An 18,969-nucleotide genomic window follows, 5' to 3' on the forward strand; every position below is an offset into this window, starting at 1 on the left:
GAGGCCGGTGATCGCCTCCCGCAGCCAGGCCCGCTCGGCCTCGCCGGTGGCCCTCGCCACCCGCAGCATGCCCTCCCGGAACAGGTCCCCGGCCTCCTCCGCGCGCACGGGCTCGCCGGCCCGGTAGAAGAAGCTCGCCGGGGCTTCGAGGAACGCCGGCCCCCGGCGCAGCACCTCCGCCTGCTCGGCAGGGTCGGGCAGGTGCCGCAGGAAGGCGAGGACGGTGTTACAGCGGACCGGGTCGGTGATCTCCACCTGCGCCGTCGCTGACCGATGGCACGTGTCCGCTCGGCGCCTTGATGCGCTCCCGTGGGGCTCGGGTGGGTGTGGGGAGGGCGTGGGCCGCGCAGCCCGGGGTGTTTTGCCTCGCCTTGTAGCCGGCCGGGTCGGGTGGGCGGGTGGGCAGAAGGAAGCGGCCGGTAGAGTCCGCGGCGATGGACAAGACCCTCATCGTGACCAACGACTTCCCGCCCCGCCCCGGCGGCATCCAGGCGTTCCTGCACAACATGGCCCTCCGCCTGGACCCCGAGCGGCTGGTCGTCTACGCCTCCACCTGGAAGCGGAGCCGGGACGGCATCGAGGCCACCGCCGCCTTCGACGCCGAGCAGCCCTTCACCGTCGTACGCGACCGCACGACCATGCTGCTGCCCACCCCCGGCGCCACCCGGAAGGCCGTCGGCCTGCTGCGGGAGCACGGCTGCACCTCGGTGTGGTTCGGGGCCGCCGCCCCCCTCGGCCTGATGGCTCCCGCCCTGCGGCGCGCCGGTGCCGAGCGGCTCGTCGCCACGACCCACGGCCACGAGGCCGGCTGGGCCCAACTCCCCGCCGCCCGCCAGCTGCTGCGCCGCATCGGGGAGTCCACGGACACGATCACCTACCTCGGCGAGTACACCCGCTCCCGCATCGCGACCGCCCTGACCCCGTCCGCCGCCGCCCGCATGGTCCAGCTCCCGCCCGGCGTCGACGAGAAGACCTTCCACCCCGGTTCCGGCGGAGCCGAGGTCCGCGCCCGGCTCGGCCTCACCGACCGCCCGGTCGTCGTCTGCGTCTCCCGCCTGGTGCCCCGCAAGGGCCAGGACACCCTCATCCGGGCGATGCCCCGCATCCTCGCCGCCGAGCCCGACGCCGTCCTCCTCATCGTGGGCGGCGGCCCCTACGAGGGCGACCTCAGACGGCTGGCCGCCGACACCGGCGTGGCCGGCTCCGTCCGCTTCACCGGCGCCGTCCCCTGGTCCGAGCTGCCCGCCCACTACGGCGCCGGCGACGTCTTCGCCATGCCCTGCCGCACTCGCCGGGGCGGCCTGGACGTCGAGGGCCTCGGCATCGTCTACCTGGAAGCCTCGGCCACCGGCCTCCCGGTCGTCGCCGGCGACTCCGGCGGCGCCCCCGACGCCGTCCTCGACGGAGAAACAGGCTGGGTGGTCCGGGGCGGCGAGCCCCAGGAGGCCGCCGAAAGGATCACCACCCTCCTCGCCGACCCCCAACTCCGCCACCGCATGGGGGAGCGAGGCCGACAGTGGGTAGAGGAACGCTGGCGCTGGGACCTCCTCGCCGAGAACCTGAAATCACTGCTGTAGTGCAGCGCCCCTCAAGGGGCGCGGGGCTGTATCGATATGCGGCTCCGCCGCGTGGGCGCGAACACCACACCCGACCCGCACCCGCCAACGCACCCAGAACCCCCATCCCATAAGGCGCCCACCCCCTTCCCGGAACCGAATAATCCGCCCATGCTCCCCGCATGACAGCAAACTTGACACAACGTCACCTGACGAGACGTCACATCCTCGGCATGGCGGCCCTCCAGACCGCCGCCACCCTCGGCTTCACCCGGATAGGACTCCAGTCCGCCCGCGCCGCCGAACCCACCCCCACCCAGTCGGCGCCGGCCATCGTCATCGGCTCCGGCTACGGCGGCGCCGTAGCCGCCCTCCGCCTCGGCCAGGCCGGCATCCGCACCCTCGTCCTGGAGATGGGCCGCCTCTGGAACACCCCCGGCCCGGACGGCAGGATCTTCTGCTCCACCACTGCCCCCGACCAGCGCTCCATGTGGTTCCGCACCCGCACCGAGGCCCCGCTCGCCACCTTCCTCTGGCTTGACGTGGTCAACCGGGACATCAGCCCCTACCCCGGCGTCCTGGACCGCGTGCACTACGACGCCATGTCCGTGTACGTCGGCCGGGGCGTCGGCGGCGGCTCCCTCGTCAACGGCGGGATGGCCGTCACCCCGGTCAGGTCCTACTTCAGCGAGCAGTTCCCGACCGTGGACGCCGACGAGATGTACGGCACCTACTACCCGCGCGCCCGCGCCATGCTCGGCGTCAACACGATCGACCCGGCCTGGTTCGAGTCCACCGAGTGGTACAAGTTCGCCCGCACCTCCCGCAAGGCCGCCGCCAACGCCGGACTGAAGACCACCTTCGTGCCGAACGTCTACGACTTCGGCTACATGCAGCAGGAGGCCGCCGGCACGGCCACCAGGTCCGCGCTCGCGGGGGAGGTCATCTACGGCAACAACCACGGCAAGCGCAGCCTCGACAAGACGTACCTGGCCGCCGCCCTCGGCACCGGGAACGTCACCCTCCACACCCTGGAACGGGTGACGTCGGTCCACCGGGCGAGCGACGGGTCGTACGTGCTGACCGCCGAACGGATCGACGACACCGGCGCGGTCGTCGCCACCACCCAGTACGGCTGCACGTACCTCTTCCTCGGCGCCGGCAGCCTCGGCACCACCGAACTCCTCGTCCGCGCCCGGGACACCGGCACCCTGCCCGACCTCGCCCCCGAGGTGGGCGCCGGCTGGGGGACCAACGGCAACGTCATGCTCGGCCGCGCCAACCACGTCTGGGACACCGTCGGCGCGAACCAGGCGACCATGCCGGTGCTGGGCATCGACGACTGGGCCAATGCCGACAACCCGGTCTTCGCCGAGATCGCCCCGCTGCCCATCGGCTTCGAGACCTGGATCAGCATGTACCTGGCGATCACCAAGACCCCCGAGCGGGCGTCGTTCTCGTACGACTCCGCCTCCGGCTCGGTGAAGCTCGGCTGGACCGCCGCCCAGAGCGCGGTGTCGGTGGCCATGGCCAAGAAGCTGTTCGACCGGATCAACCTGGCCAACCTCACCATCTACCGCTACGACCTATTCGGCTCCGGCAGCAAGGTGTTCGCCGACGACTTCACCTACCACCCGCTCGGCGGCTGCGTGCTGGGCCGGGCCACCGACGACTACGGCCGGGTGAAGGGATACCCGCGGCTGTACGTCACCGACGGCTCGCTCGTGCCCGGCTCGATCGGCGTCAACCCGTTCGTCACCATCACCGCGCTCGCCGAACGCACGATGGCGCGGGTCCTCGCCGAGGACACCGCGCCATGAGCCGTCGTACGGCCGCGGCCGGGCAACGGGCGCACTACTTCTGGTAGATCGCCTCGATCTCGTCCGCGTAGTCCTTCGCCACCACGTTCCGCTTCAGCTTCAGCGACGGGGTGAGGTGGCCCGACTCCTCCGTGAACTGGGAGGACAGAATGCGGAACTTCCGCACCGATTCCGCCTTCGACACCGCGGCGTTGCCGTCGTTGACCGCCGCCTGGATCGCCGCGTGCAGATCCGGGTCCTCGCGCAGCGACGCTGCGGTGGAACCCGCCGGCTTGCCGTGTTCGGCGGCCCACCGGCCGAGGAACTCGTCGTCGATGGTGACCAGCGCGCCCACGAACGGCCGCCCGTCGCCCACCACCATGCACTCCGCGACCAGCGCGTGCGCGCGGATGCGGTCCTCTATCACCGCCGGCGCCACGTTCTTGCCGCCCGCGGTGACGATGATCTCCTTCTTGCGGCCGGTGATCCTGAGGTAGCCGTCCTCGTCCAGCGTGCCGATGTCACCGGTGTGGAACCAGCCGTCGGCCAGCGCCTCCGCCGTCGCGCCCGGGTTGTTCCAGTACTCCTTGAACAGGTGCTCGCCGTGCAGCAGCACCTCGCCGTCGTCCGCTATCCGCACCACGGAGCCGGGCAGCGGCTGGCCGACCGTGCCGATCTTCTGCCGGTCCCAGGGGTTGAACGCGGTCGCCGCGCAGGACTCGGTCAGGCCGTAGCCCTCCAGCACCGTGAAGCCGATGCCGCGGAAGAAGTGGCCGAGCCGCTCGCCCAGCGGGGCGCCGCCGGAGATGGCGTACTCGCCCCGGCCGCCCAGCACCGCGCGCAGCTTGCTGTAGACCAGCTTGTCGAACACCTTGTGCTTGATCTTCAGGCCCAGCGGCGGGCCCGAGGGGGTGTCCAGGGCCTTGCTGTAGGCGATCGCGGTGTCCGCCGCCTTGTCGAAGACCGCGCCCTTGCCGTCCGCCTGCGCTTTGGCGCGCGCCGAGTTGTACACCTTCTCGAAGACGCGCGGCACGCCCAGGATCAGCGTCGGCCGGAACGCGGCCAGCTCGTCGGTGAGGTTCTTGATGTCCGGGACACAGCCCAGCTTGATCGGCGCCATCATCGGCGCGACCTGCACCAGCCGCCCGAAGACGTGCGCCAGCGGCAGGAACAGCAGGACCGAGCACTCGCCGGTGCGGAACAGCGGGCGCAGCCGCTCCACGACGTTCCCGCACTCGGCGAAGAAGCTGCGGTGGGTGAGCACGCATCCCTTGGGGCGGCCCGTCGTCCCGCTCGTGTACACGATCGTCGCCGGATCGTCGGCACGGGCGAGCGAACTGCGCTCCTCCACGGTCGCGTCCGCGACGCCCTGCCCCAGCCGGCCCAGCTCCTCGACGCCGCCGCCGTCGATCTGCCAGACGTGCTTGAGCGCGGGCAGCGTCTCGCGGACCGACTCCACGGCGGCCGCGTGCGCGTCCGTCTCCACGACGCAGGCGGTCGCGCCCGAGTCGGCCAGGATCCACTGCACCTGCTCCGGCGAGCTGGTCTCGTACACCGGCACGGTGATCGCGCCCGCGCTCCAGATCGCGAAGTCCAGCAGCGTCCACTCGTAGCGCGTGCGCGACATCAGGGCGACCCGGTCGCCCGGCTGCACGCCGGCCGCGATCAGGCCCCTGGCGGCGGTGTGCACCTCGGCGAGGAACTGCCGGGCCGTGACGTCCTGCCAGGTCCCGCCCACCTTGCGGGCGATGACGGCCACGTCGGGATGCTGCGCGGCGTTTCTGCGGACGATGTCGGTCAGATTGCCGTCCGCAGGGACCTCGTACAAAGCCGGAAGGCTGAACTCGCGCAAGACTGCTGCTCCTCATCGGGCGCCGGCGCCACGACATTGTGCGATGCGACGGTGCGGTCCATGGCTCGGGGAGGTGCTCCCGGATTCACATGTCCCTTCACATGTTGAAATCGCGAGCACGACTGGACTGCCCGGACGTTACCCGCCGGTATGGCCGCTGCGACAGGGGGTCCCGGCGAGATGTTCCATGCGTCACACGGGATGGCGTTCCATCGCCGACAGTAGTCCACGGCGAAACGGACCGGCGAGTAACCGGGCGGGCCGCCCGCCGGTGTTCACGGCATATCCTTCATGACCATGGCACCCACACCCACCGGCCACCGCGGAACCCGCGTCCACGTGGTCAGCGACGTGCACGGCAACGCCCGCGACCTGGCCCGCGCCGGCGAGGGCGCGGACGCCCTGATCTGCCTGGGTGACCTGGTGCTCTTCCTCGACTACGCCGACCACTCGCGCGGGATCTTCCCCAACCTGTTCGGCACGGAGAACGCCGACCGCATCGTCGCGCTGCGCACCGCCCGGCGCTTCGAGGAGGCGCGCGCCTTCGGTGCCCGGCTGTGGGCCGGCGTCGGCACCGACCGGGAGAGCCTGATCGAGAAGGCGGTGCGCCGGCAGTACGCCGAGCTGTTCGCCGCGTTCCCCACCCCGACGTACGCCACCTACGGCAACGTCGACATGCCTCCCCTCTGGCAGGAGTACGCCGGCCCCGGCACCACCGTCCTGGACGGCCAGCGGGTGGAGATCGGCGGCTGGACCTTCGGCTTCGTCGGCGGCGGACTGCGCACGCCGATGCGGACGCCGTACGAGATCGGCGACGAGGAGTACGCGGCGAAGATCGAGGCGGTCGGCGAGGTGGACGTGCTGTGCACGCACATCCCGCCGGAGGTCCCCGAGCTGGTCTACGACACCGTCGCGCGCCGTTTCGAGCGGGGCAGCCGGGCGCTGCTGGACGCGATCCGCCGCACCAGACCGCGCTACTCGCTGTTCGGGCACGTGCACCAGCCGCTGGCGCGACGCATGCGGATCGGGGCCACCGAGTGCGTGAACGTGGGGCACTTCGCCGGGACCGGTAAGCCCTGGGCGCTGGAATGGTGAGGGCGGAGGGCGGAGGGCGGCAAGGGTCCGGCGGACGGGGTGAAGGCGGCGGTTCGGGCACGCGATAGCCTTCACGCTGCACAGACGTGCGCACTCGGCGCACGGCGACTTCTCTCTACCGGCCCGCATCTGGAGGAGCCACGGCGATGGCGGAACACACCAGTTCGAGCATCACGATCGAGGCGGCCCCGGCCGATGTCATGGCGGTGATCGCCGACTTCGCGCGATACCCGGACTGGACCGGTGAGGTGAAGGAGGCGGAGGTGCTGGCGTCCGACGAGCGGGGGCGGGCCGAGCAGGTCCGGCTCGTCATGGACGCGGGGGCGATCAAGGACGACCAGACGCTGGCGTACACCTGGACCGGTGAGGACGAGGTGTCGTGGACGCTGGTGAAGTCCCAGATGCTGCGGTCGCTCGACGGGTCGTACTCGCTGGCGGCCGCGGGCGCGTCTTCTACCGAGGTCACCTACCGGCTGACCGTCGACGTCAAGATTCCGATGCTCGGCATGATCAAGCGCAAGGCGGAGAAGGTCATCATCGACCGGGCTCTGGCGGGCCTGAAGAAGAGGGTGGAGTCGGGGCAGTAGTTCTCTGCCCACCCACCCACCCGTTCGCCCAGCCGAGAAGCTCAGCCACCGTCGTGCTCCGGCCGCCATCTGACTGCGGGCGCGTCGTGGCTGGTCGCGCAGTTCCCCGCGCCCCTGACGGGGCACGTCCGCACCGCCCCGCCGTGCTCCCGCCCTCCCGCCGTGGCGAGGCGGGTGCCGCCCCTTCCCCCCCACCGCCGTGGGCAGGCGTTCCGCAGGGCGGGACGGGTGGGCACGGGCTGCAGTGCCGGGGGCCGATGCGGCGCCGGGCAGGGGGAGCGGGGCCGATAGCGTGGGCGTATGCGCTGCATTCTGATCATCGGGGCCGGCGGCAGTGGGCGTAGCACGGTTGCCGCCGCCACCGCGCTGGCCGCCGCTCGCGAGGGCACCCGTACCCTCCTGCTCAGTGCCGACCGCACCGACACCCCGGGTGCGGCACTCGGCGCGGCCACGGGGCCGACCCCGAGCGGCGTCACCGAGAACCTCACCGCCTGGCGGCCCGACGCCACCGACCGCTTCCGGCAGGACCTCACCGCCTTCCAGACCCGCGCCGCGAACGTCCTCGACCTCCTCGGCGCCGCCCGCCTGGACGCCGAGGAAGTCACCCCGCTGCCCGGCGCCGAGGAACTCTCCTTCCTGCGGGCCCTGCGCGACGCCGCCCTCTCCGAGCGCTACGACCTCCTCGTCGTCGACCTCCCGCCCCTCCCGCAGGCCCTCGCCCTCCTCGCCCTCCCCGAGGAACTGCGCCGCTACCTGCGCCGCCTCCTCCCGCCCGAGCGCCAGGCGGCCCGCGCCCTGCGCCCCGTCCTCGGCCGGCTGGCCGGCGTGCCCATGCCCGCCGAGTGGCTGTACGAGACGGCGGCCCGCTGGGACGTCGAACTGGCCGCCGTCCAAGCCGTCCTCACCGACCGGCACACCGCCGTACGCCTCGTCGCCGAACCCGGCCCGGCCGGCGCCGACGCCGTCCGCACCGCCGCCCTCGGCCTCGCCCTGCGCGCCCTGCCCATCGAATCCCTGATCGCCAACCGCGCCCTCCCCGAGACCGCCGACGGCCCCTGGCTCTCCGGACTCCTCGCCCAGCAGCGCAAGACGCTCGCCGAATGGCAGGACACCCCCGACACCCCGCGGCCGTACGACGGCCATACCGTCCCCCACCTGGGCCGCGACCCCCGCGGCCGCGACGACCTCGCCGCCCTCGCCGTCCCCGGCGTCAACCCCGCGCCCGCCCCGGTCGAGTGGCCCGTCACCGACCGGATCGCCGAGGACGGGGTGCTCGTCTGGCACCTGCCGCTGCCCGGCGCGATACGGGACGAGCTGGACCTCATCCGGCGCGGCGACGAACTGGTGATCTCCGCCGGGCCCTTCCGCCGTATCGTTCCGCTGCCCTCCGCGCTGCGCCGCTGCACCGTCGCCGGGGCCGCGCTGCGGGACGGCGAGCTGCGCATCCGGTTCGCGCCGGACCCCGGCCTGTGGCCGGGCGCGGGACGGTGAACGGCGTACGCCCATTCGGGTAACGTCGTAGAGGCGAACCGTAGTCAGGAGTCCGCCATGAGCGAAGAGCGCACCCCGTCCGACCCCGCGCCCGAGGCCGAGCCGCCGCGGGCGACGGACGCCGACGCCTGGGCCACCGCCTGCGCCGAGGACCTCGCCGCCGAGAAGGCCCGCCGCCGCGCCGAGCACGGCCCGCAGCCCGGCGCCGCCGCCGACGAACTGCGCCGCCTCGTGGACACCGTGGCCGACAAGCTGTCCGCGCTGCAGTCCCCGCTGCTCGGCGCGGTCGCCGGACCCGCCGCCCAGCAGGTCGTGCGCCAGGTCGTCCAGCAGGCCAAGGCCGCCGTCGAACCCGTCATCGAACGCAACCCGGACGTCTTCGACCACCTCGCCGCGGCCGGCACCGAACTGCTCGCCGCCTACCGCTCCGCCGTCCAGGCCCAGGAGCACCGCTGGACGTCCCGCGCGGCCGGCCCCGAGGACGGGTGGACCGAGCGCCGCGACGGCCGCGACGACGGCGAGGGCGACGGCCCCGGCGAGCGCATCGATCTGGACTGAAACCCTTCCACGGCAGGGCCTCGGGTACGGTGGCGGTAGCGGGGCTCGACCGAAACTGAGGGATTCATGGGACTCACCATCGGCGTCGACATCGGCGGCACGAAGATCGCGGCCGGCGTGGTCGACGAGGAAGGCAACATCCTCTCGACCTTCAAGGTGCCGACCCCCACCACGCCCGAGGCCATCGTGGACGCCATCGCCTCGGCGGTGGCGGGCGCGCGTGCGGGGCACGAGATCGTCGGCGTGGGCATCGGTGCGGCCGGCTACGTGAACCGGCAGCGCTCCACCGTCTACTTCGCGCCCAACATCGACTGGCGCCAGGAGCCGCTCAAGGAGAAGGTCGAGGCCCGCGTGGGTCTCCCGGTCGTCGTCGAGAACGACGCGAACGCGGCCGCCTGGGGCGAGTACAAGTTCGGCGCGGGCAAGGGCCACCGCAACGTCATCTGCATCACCCTCGGCACCGGCCTCGGCGGCGGCATCATCATCGGCAACAAGCTGCGCCGCGGCCACTTCGGCGTGGCCGCCGAGTTCGGCCACATCCGCATGGTCCCGGACGGCCTGCTGTGCGGCTGCGGCTCCCAGGGCTGCTGGGAGCAGTACGCCTCCGGCCGCGCCCTCGTCCGCTACGCCAAGCAGCGCGCCAACGCCACCCCGGAGCGGGCCGAGGTGCTGCTCTCGCTGGGCGACGGCAGCCCCGAGGGCATCGAGGGCAAGCACATCTCCATGGCCGCCCGCCAGGGCGACCCGGTCGCCGTCGACTCCTACCGCGAGCTGGCCCGCTGGGCCGGCGCCGGCCTCGCCGACCTCGCGTCCCTCTTCGACCCGTCCGCCTTCATCGTCGGCGGCGGCCTCTCCGACGAGGGCGACCTGGTCCTCGACCCCATCCGCAAGTCCTACAAGCGCTGGCTGGTCGGCGGCAACTGGCGCCCCGTCGCCGACGTCATCGCCGCCCGCCTCGGCAACAAGGCCGGCCTGGTAGGAGCAGCAGACCTGGCCCGAGAACCCGACCCGATCATGTAACCCCCACGTTCTGGTTCCGGCCCGGCACGCCCACCTCAGGGGCGCCGGGCCGCACCTTTTCCGCTCCGGCCCACCGTGCCGACCAGAGACGCGGGGCTGTGCCCATATGCGGCTCCACCGCGAGGGCGCGACCGGCGGACCGCACCCTTCTGCTCCGGCCCACCGTGCCGACCAAGGGGCGCGGGGCTGTGCCCATGTGCGGCTCCGCCGCGAGGGCGCGACCGGCGGACCGCACCCTTCTGCTCCGGCCCACCGTGCCGACCAAGGGGCGCGGGGCTGTGCCCATGTGCGGCTCCGCCGCGACGGCGCGACCAGCGGACCACACCTTCTCCGCTCCGGCCCACCGTGCCGACCAAGGGGCGCGGGGCTGTGCCCATGTGCGGCTCCGCCGCGAGGGCGCGACCGGCGGACCACACCTTCTCCGCTCCGGCCCACCGTGCCGACCAAGGGGCGCGGGGAACTGCGCGACAAGCCACGACGCACCGTCAGCCGCGCACGCACCCCGCGCCCCGCCCCAGTGGGCGTACATTGATCCACATGGAGCCGCTCCCCAACTCCCGCACGGACACAGACGGTTCACCCACCCTCCGCGTCCTCACCTACAACATCCGCTCGCTGCGGGACGACGCCGACGCCCTGGCCAGGATCATCGCCGCCTGCGCCCCCGACCTGGTCCTCCTCCAGGAAACCCCCCGCTTCTTCCGCTGGCGCAAGAAGCTGGCCGCCCTCGCCGCGGCCTCCGGCCAGGTCATTCTCACCGGCGGTGCCACAGCGGCCGGCCCCGCCATCCTCTGCAGCCTGCGCGCCACCGTCGAACGCACGGAGGACGTCCTCCTCCCGCTCACCCCCGGCCTGCCCCGCCGTGGCTTCGCCACCGCGGTCGTCCGCTTCGGCGCCGCCCGCCTCGGCGTCCTCAGCTGCCACCTCAGCCTCCAGCAGGCCGAGCGCCACGACCAGGCGGGCCTGCTCCTCGACCGGCTGGCCGGAATGGGCGTGGAGCACGCCGTCGCGGGCGGCGACCTCAACGAGCGCCCGGACGGCCCCGGCTTCCGCCGGCTCGCCGCGGACCTCCAGGACTGCCGGGCCACCGCCCCCTGGGGCGGCGAGCACACCTTCACCCCGTCCGACCCCCGCCGCCGTATCGACGCCCTCTTCGCCACCAAGGGCATCGAGGTCCTCGGCTGCGGCGTCCCCCACGGCCTGCCCGGCATCACCGAAGCGGACTTGAGGGCGGCCACGGACCACCTCCCGGTCCTGGCCGCCCTCAGAATCCCCACTGCCTGAAACCCGGCGCCTCAGGACGCGGCGGCAGCGCCCCGCTCAGACCACCGCTCCGCGCCCGGGGTCGTCGTCCCCGTCCTCGTCCGTCCGCATCCGCGCCACCAGCGTGGCGAACCCGCCCAGGAACCCGCCGATGCTCAGCGTCGCCAGCCACCACGTCATGTCCCAGCCGAGCAGCACGGCCAGCAGCAGCAGGACGGGGCCGCCGATGACACCCAGCCACGCGAACCGGGCCGTCGTGTCGGCGGACGGCAGCGGCGGCGGCTCGGGCGGCTCGAAGTGCCCCTCGTCGTCCTCGTCGAAGTCGTCGTCGGAGGGCTCCGCGACGCTGTAGTCGCGCGGGCCGCCGACGCCGGGCGCGAACGACACCGAGCTGCCCAGCGGCCGGGCGGCCCGTTCGTCGGGAGCGTCCGCGTCCCCCTCGGAGCCACCGGAGCCGGAGCCCTCCGGGACCTCGGAGTTCATCTCGGGCAGCGCGAGGTCCTCCACCGACTTGAACGGCTTCGATCCCGGCGGGTCCGGCGGCTCGTCGCCGTACCCCGCGACGATGGCCCGCCACACGGCGTCCTCGTCGAAGGGCACCCCCTGCTCGTCCGGCTCGCGATCCTCGCGGTCGGACCCGTGCTCAGCCAACTGCCGCCGTCCCTTCCTTGCCGACACCGGGTGCGAGCCGGCCGATGAAGGCGAGGCTCTCCTCGAAGATCCGGTCCGCGTCATGGTCCAACGTCGCCACGTGGTAGCTCTGTTCCAGCACCGTCTCCGTGACGTCCGTCGACGACACCCGGCTGAGGATCCGGGCCGAGTCCGACGCCGGCACCACATGGTCCCGCGCGCTGCGCACCAGCAGCAACGGCTGCGTCACCTGGGGCAGCTCGCGGTCCAGGCCACGCAGGAACACCCGCAGGGAGTGCGCGCAGTGCAGCGGCACCTTGTCGTAGCCCAGCTCGGCCGCGCCGGGCCGGGCGATGTCGCTCGCGATGCCCTTCGTCGTCCGGACGAGATGCCGGGCCACCGGAAGGGCGTACGCCGACAGGCCGTGCACCCGGTTCGCCGGGTTGACGACGACGATCCCGGTGATCGCGTCCCCGTGCCGGGACGCCAGCCGCAGCGCCAGCGCCCCGCCCATCGACAGGCCCGCCACGAACACCCGCGAGCAGCGCTCGGCGAGCAGGCGCAGCTCGCGGTCCACCTCCGCGTACCAGTCCTGCCAGCCGGTGACCTGCATGTCCTCCCAGCGGGTGCCGTGGCCGGGCAGCAGCGGCAGCGACACGGTCAGGCCGTGCGCCGCGTGGTGCTCCGCCCAGGGGCGCAGCGACTGGGGCGAGCCGGTGAAGCCGTGGCAGAGGAGGACACCCACCTCCCCGCCCTCGTGGCGGTACGGCTCGGCTCCGGGGAGAACCGGCACCTTAGGGGCTCCTGTTCCTGGTCAGGGCCGCTTCCGTGGCCGGAAGAGGCGTGCAGAACGGGCGGATGTGCTTCACGGTACGCGACCGCACTGACACCGACCAGGGTCGTCGGGCCCATCCGTGGCGCTCCGGGTTAAGGTCTGATCGACGGAAACGGGAGGCACGCGGGTGATGTACGGCGCGATGAAGGTCGCCATCGGAGGGCCGCTGAAGGTCGCCTTCAGGCCCTGGGTGGAGGGCCTGGAGAACATTCCGGCCGAGGGTGCCGCCATCCTGGCGAGCAATCACCTGTCCTTCTCGGACTCCTTCTTCCTGCCGGCCGTGCTCGACCGCAAGGTCACCTTCATCGCGAAGGCCGAGTACTTCACCACCCCGGGGGTCAAGGGCCGGCTGACCGCCGCGTTCTTCAAGGGCGTCGGCCAGCTCCCGGTGGACCGCTCCGGGGCGCGCGGCGCCGGCGAGGCGGCGGTGCGCAGCGGCATAGAGGTCCTGGAGCGCGGGGAGCTGTTCGGGATCTACCCGGAGGGCACCCGTTCGCCTGACGGCCGGCTGTACCGGGGCAAGCCCGGCGGTCTCGCGCGCGTGGCGCTCGCCACCGGCGCGCCCGTGATCCCCGTCGCCATGATCGACACCGAGAAGATCCAGCCGCCCGGCCAGGTGATGCCGAAGCTGATGCGCCCGGGCATCCGGATCGGCAAGCGGCTGGACTTCAGCCGCTACCAGGGCATGGAGCACGACCGGTTCGTGCTGCGCGCGGTGACCGACGAGGTCATGTACGAGATCATGAAGCTGTCCGGCCAGGAGTACGTCGACATCTACGCGACCGCCGCGAAGCGACGGATCGCGGATGCGGCGAAGGCGGCGAAGGCCGCCGAGAAGGCCAAGGAGGCCAAGGAGAGCGACGAGCCCGGGAGGACGGACGAGGAGCCGGCCACCTAGAGGCCGGGGCCGGGCGGGGAGCCGAGGGGGATCAGCCGTGCCCAAGCGCGAGCGTGTCATGCGGATGTCGGTCGAGCTGCCGCTGTGGCGCGCGCTCACCGGCTACCGCGTGCTGACGATGCTGTACGCCATCGGCCTGTGCGCCACCGCCTACGGCCACTTCACACGCCCCTGGGTCGCCGTCGCCTACTACGCCGTCCTGTTCGTGTGGACGCTCGCCACCCTGCCCCGGGTGGCGAACGCGGCCGCCTGCACCAAACGATTCCTCGCGGCCGACCTGACCGTCGCCGTCGTGGGCATCCTGCTCACCCCGCTCGCCGACAACCACGAGCGGATCGCGGGCGGCGGCCCGACCCTGCCGTCGATATGGACCGCCGGCGCTGTGCTCGCCTTCGCTCTCAAGGGCGGCTGGCGCTGGGCCGCCGTCGCCTCCACGGCCGTCGCCGTGGTCAACCTCGTCGAACGCGGCACCCCCGCCCGGGACACCGTGCACAACGTGATCCTCGTCTGGGTCGCCTCCATCGCCATCGGCTACGTCGTCGAGGTCGCCCGCGCCTCCGAGCGCACCCTCGCCCGCGCCCTGGAGATCGAGGCCGCCACCCGGGAGCGGGAGCGGCTGGCCCGGGACATCCACGACGGTGTGCTCCAGGTGCTGGCCATGGTCCAGCGGCGCGGCGCGGTCCTCGGCGGCGAGGCGGCGGAACTCGGGCGCATGGCGGGGGAGCAGGAGGTCGCGCTGCGCACCCTGGTCTCCGGCGGCCTCGTGCCGGTCTCCCGGGTGTCGGAGGACGCCGCCGCCGGAGCGGTCGTCCGGATGGTCGACGAACCCGAGGACGGCCAGGTCGACCTGCGCACCCTCCTCGCCCGGCACGCCGGCTCCCGGGTCAGCCTCGCCGAACCCGGCGCCCCGGTCCCGCTGCCCCCGGCGGCGGCGCGGGAGCTGGCCGCGGCGGTCGGGGCGGCCCTGGACAACGTGCGCCGGCACGCGGGAGAGGACGCCCGCGCCTGGATCCTCGTCGAGGACGAGCCCGGCGAGATCGTCGTCACGGTACGGGACGACGGGCCCGGCATCCCCGAGGGCCGGCTCGCCCAGGCCGAGGGGGAGGGCCGGCTCGGCGTGGCCCAGTCCATCCGGGGCCGGCTGCGCGACCTGGGCGGCACCGCCGAGCTGATCTCGGTCCCCGGACAGGGCACGGAAGTCGAACTGAAGGTACCCAAGGGCGCCGACCCGGCGCGGGGGAAGGCGGAGAAGCGATGAGCGAGCAGCGGGACCCGATCAAGGTCATGGTGGTGGACGACCACCCCATGTGGCGCGACGCGGTCGCCCGGGACCTGGGCGAGTCCGGCTTCGAGGTGGTCGCCACCGCCGGCGACGGCGAGCAGGCGGTGCGCCGCGCCAAGGCCGCCGCGCCCGACGTCCTCGTGCTGGACCTCAACCTGCCCGCGAAGCCGGGCGTCCAGGTGTGCAAGGAACTCGTCTCCCACAATCCCGCCCTGCGCGTCCTCGTGCTGTCCGCGAGCGGTGAGCACGCCGACGTGCTGGAGGCGGTGAAGTCCGGCGCGACCGGCTACCTGCTGAAGTCCGCCTCCACCGAGGACCTGCTGGACGCGGTGCGCCGTACCGCCGTAGGCGACCCGGTGTTCACGCCGGGCCTCGCCGGGCTGGTCCTCGGCGAGTACCGGCGGCTGGCCTCCGAACCCGCTCCCGCACCGGACGCGGACGAGCCGGGCGCGCCCCGGCTCACCGACCGGGAGACGGAGGTGCTGCGGCTGGTCGCCAAGGGCCTGAGCTACAAGCAGATCGCCGAACGCCTCGTCATCTCCCACCGCACGGTCCAGAACCACGTCCAGAACACCCTGGGCAAGCTCCAGCTGCACAACAGGGTCGAACTGGTGAGGTACGCGATAGAACGCGGGCTTGACGAGGAGTAAAGCGAACTCCCCGCCGTTCACCGGAATTGCCCTACCCGCCTCTCACGGTGTGACGCGAATCACCATTAGCGTGACTGTCCGTCAGCCTGTCCTCAGGCAACCGCGGCGAAGGGACATTTCCATGCGGGTCGGAGTACTGACCGGAGGCGGCGACTGCCCCGGGCTCAACGCCGTCATCCGGGGCATCGTCCGCAAGGGCGTGCAGGAGTACGGCTACGACTTCGTCGGCTTCCGGGACGGCTGGCGCGGCCCCCTCGAAGGGGACAGCGTCCGCCTCGACATCCCCGCGGTGCGCGGCATCCTGCCCCGCGGCGGCACCATCCTCGGCTCCTCGCGCACCAATCCGCTGAAGACGGAGAACGGCATCCGCCGGATCAAGGAGAACCTCGCCAAGCTGGAGGTGGAGGCGCTCGTCGCGATCGGGGGCGAGGACACGCTGGGGGTGGCGGCCCGGCTGTCCGACGAGTACGGGGTGCCGTGTGTCGGCGTGCCGAAGACCATCGACAACGATCTGTCGGCCACGGACTACACCTTCGGTTTCGACACCGCGGTCGGTATCGCGACCGAGGCCATCGACCGGCTGCACACCACCGCGGAATCCCATATGCGGGTGCTGGTCTGCGAGGTGATGGGCCGGCATGCCGGCTGGATCGCCCTCCACTCCGGGCTGGCCGGCGGCGCCAACGTCATCCTCATCCCGGAACAGCGGTTCGACCTCGACCAGGTGTGCTCTTGGATCACTTCCCGGTTCAAGGCGTCGTACGCCCCGATCGTCGTCGTCGCCGAGGGGGCGATGCCGAGGGATGGAGATGTCGTGCTCAAGGACGGGTCGCTGGATTCCTTCGGGCATGTGCGGTTGTCCGGGATCGGGGAGTGGCTGGCGAAAGAGATCGAGAAGCGCACGGGCAAGGAGGCGCGCACCACTGTCCTCGGGCACATTCAGCGGGGCGGCACCCCGAGCGCCTTCGACCGCTGGCTCGCCACCCGCTTCGGCCTGCACGCGATCGACTGCGTGCGCGACGGCGACTTCGGCAAGATGGTCGCTCTGCGCGGCACGGACATCGTCCGCGTCCCCATCTCCGAGGCCACAGCCAAGCTGAAGACAGTCGACCCCGCCCTGTACGCCGAGGTAGGAGTCTTCTTCGGCTGACCCACAGAGGGATTCCGCCCCCGCCGCCCCTACCCGTTCCTGTCCTGGGGGCTCCGCCCCCTGGCCCCCCTTCGCGCAGTTCCCCGCGCCCCTACAGGGGCGCTACCCCTGGTGGGGGCGTGTGGGGGTTGCTCGCGTCCCCGCGGTGGGGGCCCGCGCCCCTTCAGGGGCACGGGGAACTGCGCGAGGAACCCCCACCGGCCTGCACATCCGGGGGCGAAGGGGCAGCGCCCCTTGAAGGGACGGGAACGGGTAGGGGCGGCGGGGCGAGGAGGCTAGTTGCGTACCGGGCGCGCGGTGGACACCAGGTCGCCCACGATTTCCGGGCCGTTCAGGGTGAGGATGGACTCGGGGTGGAACTGCACCCCGGCGAACCCCGGCCCCCGCAGCGCATGCACCTCACCGTTCGAGCCGACGCTCACCTCCACCCCCCGCGCGGCCAACGCCCGCAAGGCACCCTCGCCGCACCGAGCCGTGAAGCTGTTGTAGAACCCCACCGTCTCCGGACGACCGAACAGGTCGATCACCGTCTGCGCCCCCTGATACGGCACCTCCTTGCGGACGACATCCAGCCCCAACTCCGCCGCGATCAGCTCATGCCCCAGGCACACCCCGAGCACCCCACCCCCGTGCTCCCGCAGCAGCACAGCCGAGGTCAGCTCCCGCAGGAACCGCATCTTCGGGTCGGCGAGATCGGACGGATCACCCGGCCCGGGCCCCAGCACCACCGGTCCGGCATGCGCGAGCACCGCCTCCCGCAGCCCCGGCTCGTCGTAGCGCCGGACGGTCACCTCCAGCCCGCCCGAGCGCAGCACGTGCGCGAGCATCGCCGTGAACGTGTCCTCGGCGTCCACCACGAACGCGTGCCCGGCGGCCCCGGCGGCCCCGGCGGCCGCCCCCGGCGCCTCCTCCCGCATCCGCAGCCAGAACGGCGCCAGCGCCGACCTGCGCCCGTCCAGCGCGGCCCGCACCCGGGGGTCGTCGGCCAGCCGGGGGCGCCGTAGCTCCTCGCGCGGCCGGGACGGACGTACCCCCAGGGCGGCCAGGACGCCCGCCGCCTTCGCATGGGTCTCGGCCACCTCGCCCGCCGGATCGGACCCGCGCACCAGCGTCGCGCCGACCGGCACCCGCAGCCGCCCGTCGGCCGAGATGTCGGCGGTGCGGATCAGGATGGGGGAGTCCAGCGTCCGCGCGCCCCCGGAGTCCCGGCCGAGCAGCGCCAGCGCGCCCGCGTAGTAGCCACGCCCGCCCACCTCGTGCCGCTCGATCACCCGGCACGCGTTCTGCACGGGCGACCCGGTGACCGTCGCCGCGAACATGGTCTCCCGCAGCACCTCCCGCACGTCCAGGGAGGACTTCCCGCGCAGCTCGTACTCGGTGTGCGCGAGGTGCGCCATCTCCTTCAGCCGCGGGCCGACGACCACCCCGCCCATGTCGCCGACGGTGCACATCATCTTCAGTTCCTCGTCGACCACCATCGACAGCTCCTCGATCTCCTTGCCGTCGGCGAGGAAGTCCAGGAGGTGCTCGGGCGTCGGCCCCCCGTCGGGATAGCGGTACGTCCCGCTGATCGGGTTCATCACCACGGTGCCGCCGGTCATGCGGACGTGGACCTCCGGGCTGGCCCCCACCAGGGTGCGCTCGGGCGTGTGCACGACGAACGTCCAGTACGCGCCCCGCTCGCCCTCCAGCAGCCGCCGGAACAGTGCCAGCGCGTCCGCCCGCCCGAACCCGGGGATCTCACCCTCGTACGTCCGCCGGATCACGAAGTTGGCGCCCTCGCCCCGGCCGATCTCCTCCCGCAGCACCCGCCCGACGATCTCGCCGTACTCCTCGTCGCCGACGTCGAAACCGCCGCCCTCGACCCGCACCGCGTGCCCCGGCAACTGCCCCAGCGCCTCGGCGAGCGGGATCTCGTACGACTCCTCGGGAGTGAGCACCAGCAGGGGCGTGCCGTCGTCGCGTACGTCGAAGCCGCGCTCGTGGATCTGCCGGAACGGGACGAGGGCCAGTCCCTCGTCGGGCAGGTCGGCCAGCCGGTCGCGGGGCGCGACCGGGCCGAGCAGCACCTCCACCGTCCGCTCGTCCCGGCCGGGAGTACGGCGGCGGAGCAGGGCGAAGGGGCGGGGGTCGTCCAGCAGGCGTGTCAGGTCCATGGTTCCTCTTGACGTCGAGTCGAGTGAGAGGAACGGCCCCGGAAACGCCGAAGGCCGCCCCTCGGGGCGGCCTTCGCGAAGTCGTGCGTACGCGCAGTCAGTGGGCCGCCGAAGGAGCGGTCCACCACCAGTTCCGGGTCGTGTGCG

The 18,969-nt window shown here is 72.7% G+C and carries 16 protein-coding genes and 1 pseudogene; 12 read left to right on the forward strand and 5 right to left on the reverse strand.

Annotation, left to right across the window (positions count from 1 at the left end; genetic code table 11):
- Positions 1-9: 9 nt before the first annotated feature.
- Positions 10-258: pseudogene (locus tag DBP14_RS26250) on the reverse strand (PadR family transcriptional regulator); the annotation flags it as partial.
- Positions 259-434: 176 nt separating this feature from the next.
- On the opposite strand from DBP14_RS26250, the gene DBP14_RS26255 reads away from it, so the two are divergent.
- Together DBP14_RS26255 and DBP14_RS26260 are read left to right on the forward strand one after the other, a co-directional pair.
- On the forward strand, positions 435-1,577 hold the full coding sequence (locus tag DBP14_RS26255) for a glycosyltransferase family 4 protein (protein ID WP_129309570.1): 1,143 nt from the start codon (positions 435-437) through the stop codon (positions 1,575-1,577).
- A 212-nt stretch (positions 1,578-1,789) separates the two neighbouring features.
- Entirely contained in the window at positions 1,790-3,376 is a 1,587-nt protein-coding gene (locus DBP14_RS26260; protein ID WP_129312105.1) for a GMC oxidoreductase, read from the forward strand.
- A 34-nt stretch (positions 3,377-3,410) separates the two neighbouring features.
- Here the strand turns inward: DBP14_RS26260 and DBP14_RS26265 are convergent, their stop codons facing one another.
- Positions 3,411-5,207, reverse strand: coding sequence for an AMP-dependent synthetase/ligase (locus DBP14_RS26265; RefSeq protein WP_129309571.1), 1,797 nt, complete (start codon positions 5,205-5,207; stop codon positions 3,411-3,413).
- Positions 5,208-5,504: 297 nt separating this feature from the next.
- On the opposite strand from DBP14_RS26265, the gene DBP14_RS26270 reads away from it, so the two are divergent.
- The 6 genes from DBP14_RS26270 to DBP14_RS26295 all read left to right on the forward strand — a co-directional run bounded on the left by DBP14_RS26270 (position 5,505) and on the right by DBP14_RS26295 (position 11,242).
- Complete coding sequence (locus DBP14_RS26270; protein ID WP_129309572.1) at positions 5,505-6,302, forward strand: metallophosphoesterase; 798 nt, start codon at positions 5,505-5,507, stop codon at positions 6,300-6,302.
- 146 nt (positions 6,303-6,448) lie between these two features.
- Complete coding sequence (locus DBP14_RS26275; RefSeq protein WP_129309573.1) at positions 6,449-6,889, forward strand: SRPBCC family protein; 441 nt, start codon at positions 6,449-6,451, stop codon at positions 6,887-6,889.
- Positions 6,890-7,189: 300 nt separating this feature from the next.
- Positions 7,190-8,380, forward strand: coding sequence for an ArsA-related P-loop ATPase (locus tag DBP14_RS26280; RefSeq protein ID WP_129309574.1), 1,191 nt, complete (start codon positions 7,190-7,192; stop codon positions 8,378-8,380).
- A gap of 57 nt (positions 8,381-8,437) precedes the next feature.
- Positions 8,438-8,938: a DUF5304 domain-containing protein gene (locus DBP14_RS26285; protein ID WP_129309575.1), complete on the forward strand. Its 501-nt coding sequence runs from the start codon at positions 8,438-8,440 to the stop codon at positions 8,936-8,938.
- 66 nt (positions 8,939-9,004) lie between these two features.
- On the forward strand, positions 9,005-9,958 hold the full coding sequence (locus tag DBP14_RS26290; RefSeq protein ID WP_129309576.1) for an ROK family glucokinase: 954 nt from the start codon (positions 9,005-9,007) through the stop codon (positions 9,956-9,958).
- 537 nt (positions 9,959-10,495) lie between these two features.
- Positions 10,496-11,242, forward strand: a complete 747-nt coding sequence (locus DBP14_RS26295; RefSeq protein ID WP_129309577.1) for an endonuclease/exonuclease/phosphatase family protein — start codon at positions 10,496-10,498, stop codon at positions 11,240-11,242.
- Between the two features lie 36 nt (positions 11,243-11,278).
- Here DBP14_RS26295 and DBP14_RS26300 read toward each other — a convergent pair whose 3' ends face one another.
- Both DBP14_RS26300 and DBP14_RS26305 read right to left on the reverse strand, forming a co-directional pair.
- Entirely contained in the window at positions 11,279-11,872 is a 594-nt protein-coding gene (locus DBP14_RS26300; protein WP_129309578.1) for a hypothetical protein, read from the reverse strand.
- Complete coding sequence (locus tag DBP14_RS26305; protein ID WP_129309579.1) at positions 11,865-12,644, reverse strand: alpha/beta fold hydrolase; 780 nt, start codon at positions 12,642-12,644, stop codon at positions 11,865-11,867. Before DBP14_RS26305 ends, DBP14_RS26300 begins: the two co-directional genes overlap by 8 nt.
- A gap of 172 nt (positions 12,645-12,816) precedes the next feature.
- On the opposite strand from DBP14_RS26305, the gene DBP14_RS26310 reads away from it, so the two are divergent.
- The 4 genes from DBP14_RS26310 to DBP14_RS26325 all read left to right on the forward strand — a co-directional run bounded on the left by DBP14_RS26310 (position 12,817) and on the right by DBP14_RS26325 (position 16,666).
- The gene (locus tag DBP14_RS26310; protein ID WP_129309580.1) at positions 12,817-13,584 is read left to right on the forward strand and encodes a lysophospholipid acyltransferase family protein; all 768 of its coding nucleotides are present in this window, start codon (positions 12,817-12,819) and stop codon (positions 13,582-13,584) included.
- Between the two features lie 37 nt (positions 13,585-13,621).
- On the forward strand, positions 13,622-14,842 hold the full coding sequence (locus DBP14_RS26315; protein WP_129309581.1) for a DUF5931 domain-containing protein: 1,221 nt from the start codon (positions 13,622-13,624) through the stop codon (positions 14,840-14,842).
- Positions 14,839-15,516, forward strand: coding sequence for a response regulator transcription factor (locus tag DBP14_RS26320; RefSeq protein WP_129309582.1), 678 nt, complete (start codon positions 14,839-14,841; stop codon positions 15,514-15,516). The genes DBP14_RS26315 and DBP14_RS26320 overlap by 4 nt, the downstream gene beginning before the upstream one ends.
- A gap of 121 nt (positions 15,517-15,637) precedes the next feature.
- Positions 15,638-16,666, forward strand: coding sequence for a 6-phosphofructokinase (locus DBP14_RS26325; RefSeq protein WP_129309583.1), 1,029 nt, complete (start codon positions 15,638-15,640; stop codon positions 16,664-16,666).
- A gap of 275 nt (positions 16,667-16,941) precedes the next feature.
- Here the strand turns inward: DBP14_RS26325 and DBP14_RS26330 are convergent, their stop codons facing one another.
- Complete coding sequence (locus tag DBP14_RS26330; protein ID WP_129309584.1) at positions 16,942-18,822, reverse strand: anthranilate synthase family protein; 1,881 nt, start codon at positions 18,820-18,822, stop codon at positions 16,942-16,944.
- Between the last annotated feature and the right edge of the window lie 147 nt (positions 18,823-18,969).

Source organism: Streptomyces sp. L2 (assembly GCF_004124325.1).
In the GTDB taxonomy this organism is placed as follows: Bacteria; Actinomycetota; Actinomycetes; order Streptomycetales; family Streptomycetaceae; genus Streptomyces.